General features: G+C 43.2%; 10 protein-coding genes. 2 read left to right on the top strand and 8 right to left on the bottom strand.

Features of this window, described 5'->3' with window-relative positions; translation table 11 throughout:
* The 8 genes from ACH0QE_RS05520 to ACH0QE_RS05555 form a co-directional block, all read right to left on the bottom strand.
* The coding region (locus ACH0QE_RS05520) for an aminotransferase class III-fold pyridoxal phosphate-dependent enzyme (protein ID WP_415799697.1) at positions 1-1020 on the bottom strand (1020 nt) is incomplete at its 3' end.
* A gap of 125 nt (positions 1021-1145) precedes the next feature.
* A complete protein-coding gene (locus tag ACH0QE_RS05525; RefSeq protein ID WP_415799698.1) occupies positions 1146-2414 on the bottom strand; it encodes a peptidase in 1269 nt (422 codons plus the stop codon).
* A 13-nt stretch (positions 2415-2427) separates the two neighbouring features.
* Complete coding sequence (locus tag ACH0QE_RS05530; RefSeq protein WP_415799699.1) at positions 2428-3093, bottom strand: 3-oxoacid CoA-transferase subunit B; 666 nt, start codon at positions 3091-3093, stop codon at positions 2428-2430.
* Positions 3078-3770, bottom strand: coding sequence for a CoA transferase subunit A (locus ACH0QE_RS05535; RefSeq protein WP_415799690.1), 693 nt, complete (start codon positions 3768-3770; stop codon positions 3078-3080). The genes ACH0QE_RS05530 and ACH0QE_RS05535 overlap by 16 nt, the downstream gene beginning before the upstream one ends.
* Complete coding sequence (locus ACH0QE_RS05540; protein WP_415799691.1) at positions 3771-5132, bottom strand: aspartate aminotransferase family protein; 1362 nt, start codon at positions 5130-5132, stop codon at positions 3771-3773. It lies immediately after the preceding gene.
* Positions 5133-5646: 514 nt separating this feature from the next.
* The gene (locus ACH0QE_RS05545) at positions 5647-6630 is read right to left on the bottom strand and encodes a S66 family peptidase (RefSeq protein ID WP_415799693.1); all 984 of its coding nucleotides are present in this window, start codon (positions 6628-6630) and stop codon (positions 5647-5649) included.
* Between the two features lie 64 nt (positions 6631-6694).
* Positions 6695-8161, bottom strand: a complete 1467-nt coding sequence (locus tag ACH0QE_RS05550; RefSeq protein ID WP_415799694.1) for an NAD(P)/FAD-dependent oxidoreductase — start codon at positions 8159-8161, stop codon at positions 6695-6697.
* Between the two features lie 191 nt (positions 8162-8352).
* On the bottom strand, positions 8353-8526 hold the full coding sequence (locus ACH0QE_RS05555; protein ID WP_415799700.1) for a YjcZ family sporulation protein: 174 nt from the start codon (positions 8524-8526) through the stop codon (positions 8353-8355).
* 269 nt (positions 8527-8795) lie between these two features.
* Here ACH0QE_RS05555 and ACH0QE_RS05560 point away from each other — a divergent pair, with 269 nt between their 5' ends.
* Both ACH0QE_RS05560 and ACH0QE_RS05565 read left to right on the top strand, forming a co-directional pair.
* Entirely contained in the window at positions 8796-9890 is a 1095-nt protein-coding gene (locus ACH0QE_RS05560; protein WP_415799695.1) for a GDSL-type esterase/lipase family protein, read from the top strand.
* Positions 9891-9952: 62 nt separating this feature from the next.
* The gene (locus ACH0QE_RS05565; protein ID WP_415799696.1) at positions 9953-10546 is read left to right on the top strand and encodes a DUF502 domain-containing protein; all 594 of its coding nucleotides are present in this window, start codon (positions 9953-9955) and stop codon (positions 10544-10546) included.
* Positions 10547-10723: the final 177 nt, after the last annotated feature.

A 10723-nucleotide genomic window follows, 5' to 3' on the forward strand; every position in this document is an offset into this window, starting at 1 on the left:
CTCTTCTATCATTTTAACGACTTCTATTGCCGCTACACAACCAAGAGGACTTCCGCCAAAGGTTCCGCCAATTTCCCCTATACCTGCAGAATCCATAATTTCAGCCTTTCCTGTAACCGCACTGATTGGCAGCCCGGCAGCAATCGATTTGGACATTGTCATCAAATCAGGAACGACATCGTAATGCTCCATCGCAAACATCTTCCCTGTCCTGCCAAAACCGGTTTGGATTTCATCGGCAATAAAGAGAATGCCATACTGTTTACAAATCCTTTTCACACCTTGAACAAAGCTTTTGGATGGAATATTAAAACCGCCTTCACCCTGAATCGGTTCCATAATGACCGCGGCAATTTCAGTGCCTGGCACCTCGCTAAGGAAAAAGGTCTCAAACTTTTTCAGCATAAAAGCATCGATTTCATCAGGTGCCATGCCTTTTTCCTGAGAATACACAGGGTATGGCCATTTATAGGTTTCGGGCGCGAATGGCCCAAACTGGTACTTGTAGGGTTTCACTTTGCTTGTCAGTGACATTGCCATATAGGTCCTTCCATGAAAGCCACGTTCAAATGAAATGATCCCTTTCCGTCCTGAATACTTCCTCGCTATTTTTATTGCGTTTTCAACCGCTTCCGCTCCGCTGCTAAGAAAGAAAGTTTTTTTATCATGAGACCCTGGCGTGATCCTATTGAGCAATTCCGACAGTTCTATATAAGGTTCGTACATCATTACATGGAAGCAAGGATGAAGATAGCGGTCGATCTGCTCATGAAGTGCGTTCACAACCTCAGGTGGACAGTGACCAACATTCAGAGTGCCGATTGCACCCGCAAAGTCGATGAATGTATTTCCATCCACATCCGTCAATAAGGCACCTTCGCCTCTTTCCGCAAACGACTTGATTGTGTTGAACGGTCCAACAGGAACATTCTTTTCTTTTCTTTCCAGCAATTTCATTGCCTTTGGTCCAGGAATGGCTGTCCTTATCTTGATATCTCCCACTTTTTGACTCCCCCTCATCCTGATTCGCATGTTCAGGTCCACTCTTTTTTATATAGGCATCAGTGCTCTTTTGACAGAACCTCTGAATTAGAAATAGATTAAAACGTTGAACACCCGGAATTTTTATTTCTGCGAAAATAGGCTTATTCGCCGATTTCACACCACTTAAGCAGTGCCATGGCAACGATTTCCGCCGCTTCAAAAACATCTTCAAGCTGGATGTACTCATTCGCCTGATGCGCCGTTTCCGTTACTCCTGGTCCAAAAACCACTACTGGCACTCCGCCGACCTTGGAAAGGATACCACCGTCTGTTGCCCACGGGGACGCTTCGATTAATGGAGACTTCCCCTTAACGTCAATAAAGCTTTTGGAAAGCACATGAATCAGTTCATGTTCAGGGTCCAGGTCGCCAGGCAGCCAGCTTGCACCGAACCATTCAAGTTCAGCCTTGTTTTCTTTTAACCAGGGGTCTTGGCTGCAGACATCGATAATGGCTTCATACATTTCACGCTTTGCCTCTTCCTGTGTTTCATTTGGGGCGACTCCCATCCTGCCCTCAATGATCGCTAAATCAGGTACAGATGACGGCCAGTCTCCAGCTTTAAGTTTACCGATATTGATTGGAATCGGAATGGGAATGCTCTCAAAAAACGGATCTGTGATTCTTTCATTTCTCTGTGACTCTAAGCTTTTCAGTCTATCAATCACCAGCATCGCTTTCTCTATTGCATTGACACCTTCATACCTCGTTCCGCCATGCGCCCCTTTTCCTTTTACAGAAATCCTGAACCACATCGACCCCTGCTGTTTTGGAAAAAGCTTCATATTAGTCGGTTCAGGGATAATTGCAGCATCCGCTTTATAACCACGCAGGACTGAGGCAAGTGTTCCCGCTCCACCACTTTCTTCTTCAATCACACTTTGAAAAATGACATCGCCCTTCAACTTTATTCCTGAATTTTTTATTGCCTCCATTGCCATAAGCAGTGAAGTTGTGCCACCCTTCATGTCCGTAGAACCTCTGCCAAACAACTTGCCGCATTCAATATGTCCGCTAAACGGATCCTTATCCCAATCTTTCGGGTCGCCTGCGGGAACAACATCAATATGTCCATTAAGGATCATCGACTTGCCTCCACCAGTTCCCCTCATGATTCCTACAGCATTCGGGTTTCCACCGAAATCTTTCCGATCAGAACAAAACGCCGGGTGAACAGTCAGTCCGTTATCCCCGATTTCCCAAATATCCATTTCCAGTCCCAGCTCACGGCATTTTTCAATGATGACCGCCTGCGCACCACTTTCATCACCTCTTGTACTTGGTTCCTGGACTAATTTTTGCAAAAGCCGCGTCCCTCTTATTCTGCTTTCCTTAATGTAACTCCTCACCTTTTGCTCAGCAGATTGCACGATATCAGCCCCTTTAATATTCAATAATCCGGATATCCTCGACGATTGAAAAATCGCACGCGGTTTTAGCAGTAACTTCATTGACAGTATGTGGCGCAAAAAGTTCAGACAGAATCAACGAACCTTCATGTATTTTAAAGACTGCAAGATCAGTGATAATAATGTCAACACAGTTTTTGGCGGTCAGAGGCAATGTGCACGATTCCACTATTTTAGGTACACCATTTTTGTCTGTATGGTTCATCAATACAGCCACTTTTCCTGCTTTTTGTGCCAGTTCCATCGCTCCGCCCATGCCCGGAACCTTTTTGCCGGGAACGATCCAGTTCGCCAGGTCTCCTTTTTGGCTAACCTGCAAGGATCCTAGAATGGTAAGGTCTACCCTCCCTCTCCTAATCATTCCGAACGCCACTGCACTATCACAATAAGAGGAACCTTCCATGACTGTAACTGGGAAACCACCAGCATTACACAGGTTTTCATCCTCCAGCCCCTTTTCAGGCGACTTCCCCATCCCAACAATTCCATTCTCAGCATGGAACATCACTCTCGTTTCTTGCGGAAGATGGTTAGGTACTAGAGACGGAATCCCAATGCCAAGGTTGACAACCATACCTGGAGCGATTTCTTCGGCTGCTCGTCTGGCCATTCTATTTCTAACTTCTATTCCCATGCCCATTTCCAATTCACCCCTCCAGAAGGTATGACCATATCGACGAATACACCAGGCGTCACGATTTCTTCTGGATCCAGGCTGCCAAGAGGAACAATTTCCTCAGCCTCCGCTATCGTGAAATTTCCAGCCATCGCTACGAGCGGATTTGTATTCCGCGCACTTTTATCGAAAACAAGGTTTCCGTAGGGGTCTGCCTTTTTGGCATAAACAATTGATACATCTGCAGTCAAAGCTGTCTCAATCAAATACTCTTTGCCGTTCAAGTTCATTCTTTTTTTGCCTTTTGCAACGAATTCGTGATCAACGCCTACATCTGTCAATATTGCGCCTAAGCCCATTCCGCCAGCCCGGATCCGTTCAGTCAGAGTTCCTTGCGGCGAGAACTCGACCTCCATTTCTCCCCTGGTCATCAGTTCGCCTGCTACCGGATTTGACCCAATATGGGAGGCGATGACTTTTCTTGCCTTTCCCCGGCTGACAATTTTCCCTATGCCAATTTCAGGGAAACCTGTATCATTTCCAATCAGCACAAGTTCTTTAATATCTTTTTCAAGAATGCCGTCAATCAGGTCAGGAGGAGTTCCTACTCCACCAAAACCGCCAAACATCAAAGTCATTCCGTCATAAAAACGCTCCATTGCCTGCTCAAGCGTCGCAATTTTTCCGAATGGATTTTCCATCTATTTTTCAACTCCATTTTCATAAGGAAATCCCAGTATTCTATACACTTCTATGAATGTTGCCTTTAGCAAGTTTATTAACTCGTCAATCTCACGCTTAGTGATGGTCAGCGGCGGGGAAATAATCACAGCGTCCCCTGACACTCCATCCAGGCCTGCGCCTGCAGGATACAGCAAGATTCCATTCTCTCTGCCCGCCTTTACAACTAACTCAGTTAACTTCATACTTCGTTCGAACGGGATTTTCGCACCTGGCAGCTTGACAAATTCAAGACCAAGCAGCAAACCTTTTCCACGTACATCTCCTATAAAGTCAAACTGTTTTTTTACCTGATCAAGTTTATTTTTCAGGTAAACCGACTTTGATTCCACATCACTTAAAATGTCATTGTTCTCGAGGTATTCCAGTACTGCCAGTGCTGCGGCACATGATTGTGGATTCGCGCTAAGTGTATGGCCGCTCATAATCGATTTAGAGCCATACAGGATTGGTTCCATGACGTGGTCACTGACGACCGTCGCTGCAATCGGAGCATATCCTGCTCCCATTCCCTTGCCGAGCGCGACAATATCGGGAATGATATTCCAGTGTTCAGATGCCAGCATTGGGCCTGTTCGCCCAAATCCCGTCATCACCTCATCCGCAATGAATAATATATTGTTTTCGTCACAAATCTTTTTTATTGTTTCGTAGTAGCCTTTCGGTGGAGCGATTGCCCCTCCGGCAGCGCCAATCACCGGTTCTGCAATAAAACCAGCAATATGGTCCGAACCAATCCGCTTTATTGCTCCATCAAGCTCCTTCGCGCATAAATATCCGCACTCAGGTGCTGAACTTTGATATGGACAGCGATAGCAATATGGAGGTGAAATCGATGGAAATTCCTCAAGCAATGGAACAAACCTTGCTCTTCTCCCTGGATGTCCTGACATTGAAAGTGCACCAAGAGTGATCCCATGGTAGCTAATCCATCTTGATAGAATTTTTGTTTTTGACTTGATCCCTTTCTCTTGCCAGTACTGAATCGCAATTTTCAGAGCCGTTTCGGTTGCCTCGGAACCACTGTTCACAAAGAAACTCCAATTTAGATCCCCCGGCAAAGCATCGGAAAGTTTTTCTGCCAGCTTTTCGGCTGCCTCACTGGTGAATTGGGAGCGATAAACAAAAGACACCCGTTTGGACTGTTCATGCATTGCCAATATAATTTCTGGAACTCCGTGTCCAATATTTGCCGTGACAGCCCCGGATGCAGCATCAAGGTATTTCTTGCCATCTTTGTCAAAAAGAAAGACACCTTTTCCATAGTCAATCTCTGGATAGCTTTCATCCAGGGCAGGTTTAATCAAGTAGGACGGCTTCATAAATTCACTCCATTCACCGCAATTAAAATTAAATGGACATTCTGTAAATTGTATGAACTGAAAAGGGGAATCTTTCGTGAAGATGTAAAAAATAGTGGTAATGGCATGGGATTTTTGGTCAGGATATATGTGGATAATTTGAGTACTTGAGGACTGCCTACTTTGGATAAATTCTGCTCTTCCGTTGGCTATTTTTGTCCGAACCTAGGGTGACTTCGGACAAAATCTTTCTTACACCAGCTGTTGGGGTGACTTCGGACAATGTCTGCTCTTCCATCGGCTGTTTTGTCCGAACCTGGAGCTACTTCGGACAAAGTCTGCTCTTCCACAGGCTGTTTTGTCTGAACCTAGTGCCACTTCAGACAAAGTCTGCTTCTTTCACGGCTTCTTTGTCCGAATCTGGAGCTACTTCGGACAGCTCTCCTCTCCTTTATTTTTTTCCTTGATATAAAAACAGCAAAATCCAGGCAGAAAAAAAGACACCTGTAAAAGGTGCCATGAAAATTGTAAAATCCTATTCTTCTTGTTCAATAATTATTTCGGTTTGGCCATCCGCCGCTGCTTTTACTGATGCGATTGCCCCGATTGGGACCGTTGCAAATGGCTGGACATGGCCGAAATTGACATTTGCGATAATTGGTATATTTCGCAGCTCTTCCTTACTGGAAATAATCTTTCTTAATGCCTCTTCCGTAATATTGGAATTCTTTTGGAATCGGCCGATCAAAAGAGCTTTTATCGAATCAGCATCCGGAAGATGAAGCAGCGACTGCAGGTCCCTGTCAAAGCTCCTAGAGTGGCTTTCTTCATCGTCTTCAATGAACAGGATACTATCTTTCAAAGAAGGCATAAATTCAGTCCCTTGAAGAAGGTTCATCGTACAAAGGTTTCCGCCGATCAGTCTTCCCTCGGCTTCTCCTTCCTGGAGGATCAGGTAGCCATTTTGTTCGTGAAATGTCCGATTTTCCTGGTCGAGATACCAGGCATCGTCAGACCATGTTTTAGATGGAACCACTTCATATGGAGCATCATTGGTTACTGCCTCCAAAAACGATTCCATCGTATATTCAAGTCCATGCTTAACGCCAAAGCTCGAGAAAAATGGTCCTGAATAAGTCACGAGACCCGTTTTCTGATAGATTGCCAGCTGCAATGCTGTAATGTCACTATATCCGCAAAAAATCTTCGGATTAGCAGCAATCAAATCAAAATCAATATATTTTAGCAATTGATTAGAATTATAGCCGCCGATCGCAGTCAGGATCCCTTTAACATTTGGATCTGCAAAAGCATCATGCAAATCCTCGATTCTTTCTGCTATCGAAGAACTGAAAAACTCGTCATGCGCATCTGCGTTCTTTCCGAATGTCACATTGAAGCCCAGCTTAGTAAGCCTCTCGACAGCCAAATCAAGCTGAGCCTCTTTCAAAATAATCATGCTGGTTGCTGGCGCGATAACCCTTATTTCATCTCCTGGCACTAATTTAGGTGCAAACATACTCTCCCCGCCTCTTCTGTATTTAGGTTTATTTTATCAAAGAAGCGAAAGTGTGTATGCATCTTTAGACAAGTGCAGGCTCTGCTTTCCGGCCAACCCTGGATTTTTCGATTATGTCAGTGGCAATCCATACTCCGCATGCGCTTGCCTGAGCCAGTCCTCTTGTGATGCCGGCTCCGTCGCCGCCAACATACAAGCCGCTGATTTCTGTTTCAAACCGATCATTCAACTTCGGTCTTGCTGAATAGAATTTCGCCTCTACTCCATAGAACAAAGTATGGTCTGAAGCCAGGCCAGGAGTAACTTGGTTTAGAGCTTCCGTCATTTCAATCAAACTCTTAAGCGTGTTATATGGAAGGACAAGTCCAAGATCTCCAGGAACTGCTTCTTTCAAAGTCGGCTCTAAAAATCCTTCTTTAATCCTTTTGTCAGTTGATCTTCTCCCCTTTAAAATATCCCCGTATTTCTGTACAATCAGGCCTCCATTGGAAAGGCTGTTTGCAAGCCTGGAAATTTCATGAGCAAATTCATTCGGCTTGTCGAATGGCTCAGAAAATGTATGTGATACAAGCAAGGCAAAGTTGGTATTGTTACTTCCCAGATTAGGATCTTTGTAGGCATGGCCATTAGCAAGCATGATTCCAGAATGGTTCTCGACAACAACATGTCCGGATGGATTGCTGCAGAAGGTTCTCACACTAGTTCCTACCGATGTATTGAAAATAAATTTACCTTCATATAAATGTTCGTTTATTTCTTCCATGACAACATTTGAGGTTTCAACACGAACGCCAATATCGACCTGGTTATTGATCATTTTGAGCCTACGCTTTTTCAAAATCTGTGTCAGCCATTTGGATCCGTCACGGCCAGGAGCAACTACAACTTTATCAGCAAAAATATGATCACCGTTCCTAAGCTCAATACCTGTGACTTTATGGCCTTCCGCTGTTTTTTCGGTAATCAAATCTTGGATTTCCGTCTTGAACGCCATATCGACTTTATCTTTTAAGTACTCAAAAATATTTTTTAAAATTTCAAGATTCTGTTCCGTACCAAGATGGCGTACCTGTGCTCTGAGCAGCTTCAACCCTGCGGCATAGCCCCTTCTCTCAATTTCGCGGACCTTATCTGTCATCGGATCGGTTATACTTTCAGTTGCACCATGCTTGAGGTTGATTCCATCTACATATTTTATTAGTTCGACAACTTTTGAATCTGGAAGGTAATCCGTCATCCATCCGCCGAATTCACTTGTAATATTGAACTTTCCATCAGAATAGGCTCCGGCACCGCCAAACCCATTTGTAATTGAACATGCCGGCAGGCACCCTGCAAAATCCTTCTTCCCTGCTGCTGGCGGACATTTTTCAATCTTCTTTTGCAAAATCGGGCAGTTCCTCCGATAAATATCGTGACCTTTATCAACTAACAAGACATTCGCATCAGGCATCTTCAACGTTAATTCATAACAAGTAAAAATACCTGCCGGACCTGCTCCAACGACTATTACATCATAGTTTGTATTCATTCAGCATCCCCCGCCAATCAGTTATTTGCTTAACCACTGGTAAATATAACAAACGAAAGTAAGATAGTCAAGCAAAATCACGAACTATAATTCAATATCAATAATATAACGTTCGTATTTAACGAAAAGAAAATAAGAGGCTGCCTGATGTCAGACAACCTCTCAAAGTATTTTATCTCAGCTCATTGTTTTTACCAGTTATAGCTGCAGCATGCACCAATGATGATTAACAAGATAAACAATACAACGATCAATGCAAAACCACCGTATCCGTAGCCAGCACCTGCCACTCCTGCATAAGGATAACCTCCGCCGCAGAAAGTTCCATAAGATGGTCCTGTTGCTGCTGGTGCAGTTACAGGCATTGGGGCATTATCATATCCGTACATTAAAAACCACTCCTCGTTTGTTTTTGAATTGCTTTCCCTTTACGGTATGATATGGGTACTTGACCCGTTTGTGCATTAGCCTATTTTTTGAAATTTCTCGTTTTAAAAAAATGCTCTTTGAACGAGGATGTGGATTTAAGCTAAAATCCTAATAGTATCGTAAAGAAAGTCTTTTTTTCAATGATTCAGAAAAATAGTCTAAAATGGAAATAGAGATTTGATTTTCCGGAGGGATTGCAACAAGAATGAAATTAAGCGCTAAAAAAATTTACAGTATAGTTTTCATTACCGCCGCAGTTATTTCCTTTTTAGCGATAAAATCAGAACATTACCTGTCCGAAGATTTAACAGTATATGAAAAAATCGAATCAGGTTCATCGTTCAATTATTTGATCATCGGAGACAGCATTGGACGGGGTGCCGGCGCAGAGAATAAGGATTTGCGCTGGTACAGCCAGCTAGAGGTGCTTCTTAAGGATTTCAGCGGATCCCGGGCAAGAAGAAATATGCTCGTCCAGAGCGGAGCAACCTCCTTTGAAGGAATTTACAAACTGCAAAAGTCTCCGAAATTCCGTGACATTGATCTTATCCTAATCTTTTTTGGCGAAAATGACCGTAAATACATGGATCCCGAACAGTTTACTTTTTTTTACGAAAAATTGATCCGAGATGCAAAGGAGCGTTACCCTGGCTCAGAAATCATCACCATTATTGAAAGTCCTTTAAAACAAGAACAATTTGCTGATGCGATTAAAAGAGTTTCCACCCATTACGGAGCAAAGACACTGGACATGCGTATTCCTTTCAAGCAATCAGGAATGCTCACAGAGCATCTAACGACTGATATGGTACATCCAAACGGCAAAGGCTATCAGTTGTACGCTACCACCATTCTTGAACTGATCAAGAATAATATTGAAATTGATGCCGAGATTGCCAGTCTGCCAAAGCCCTTAACCAGGGACCAAAGCATATACCTGTATGAAAAGAAGCTAGTAACTGCACGCAAAGGGTTCATGAGAGAAAATGGGATAAATATAAGCAAAAGACCTGGAGATTATCTAGAGTACGACTTCGAAGGCCCTATTCTTGGGGTAAAGGCCATTCGAAGCCTGGACGGGGGAACGCTGAAGGTTTATATTGACGGGAAATATGTCAGGACACTTTCCACCTGGTGGCCTTTTACTCGTGAAAGGTATCTTTATATCGCAAGCGGCCTGGATAAGGGACGTCACACTGTCCGGTTTGAAGCAGCAGAAAAGCCATCTCCAAACAATACCAGTGAAAAGTCAGTCATCCAGATTTCATCGATAATCATCGCCAAGGATAAGAAAAATTAATCATAGAAAAATCCAGTTAAAAAGTGTATGATACTTCCATATGTTTTTATAAGGAGTTTACTATGAAAAGTGTACTGAAAAATTTCATTAATGGGATCCTCACAATTGTCCCAATCATTCTCGTTATCTATGTCATATACAAAACATTCATGTTTTTGGACAGCCTTCTTGGTAATGTTTTGAAGCCATATTTGCAAGAAAGGTACATTCCGGGTATCGGCCTTCTGACGACCCTTGTCCTTATCACCATTCTCGGATGGTTGTCCACCCGATTCATCACCGGAAGTATCATCAAGCTAATTGACAGGCTATTGGAAAAAACTCCTTTCGTAAAGACGGTTTATTCTGTTATAAAGGATACGGTCCATTCCTTTCTTGGTGAGAAAAAGTCGTTTTCCAAGGTCGCTTTGGTTACGATTCCTGGTACCAATATGAAGAGTCTCGGCTTCATTACAACAGATAATCTGAAGGCATTCCATGAGCCATTAGCAGAGCATGTTGCTGTCTACATACCTCAAACATTCCAGGTAGCAGGATTCACTTTCCTGATCCCAAAGACCGAGGTAGAAATCATTGATGTCAAGCCAGAAGATGCAATGAAATTCATCCTCTCTGGCGGAATGACTTCTTCTAATGGACAAAAGTCTGTTAATTAAAGGCTGTTTTTGTAAAGAATGTTGTTAAAATCCTAAAGCCGATTTTAACGTAATATATACCCATTTGCAGGTCGGTATTAAATTTGCATGCTCTTTTCTCATAAGACAACTTTACGAAGGAATATAGGTATTTCAATCCAATTTTGTATTCAATATTAACAAAGTTTGAGAAAAGAG

Source organism: Mesobacillus sp., from assembly GCF_047739415.1.
Lineage (GTDB): Bacteria > Bacillota > Bacilli > Bacillales > Cytobacillaceae > Mesobacillus.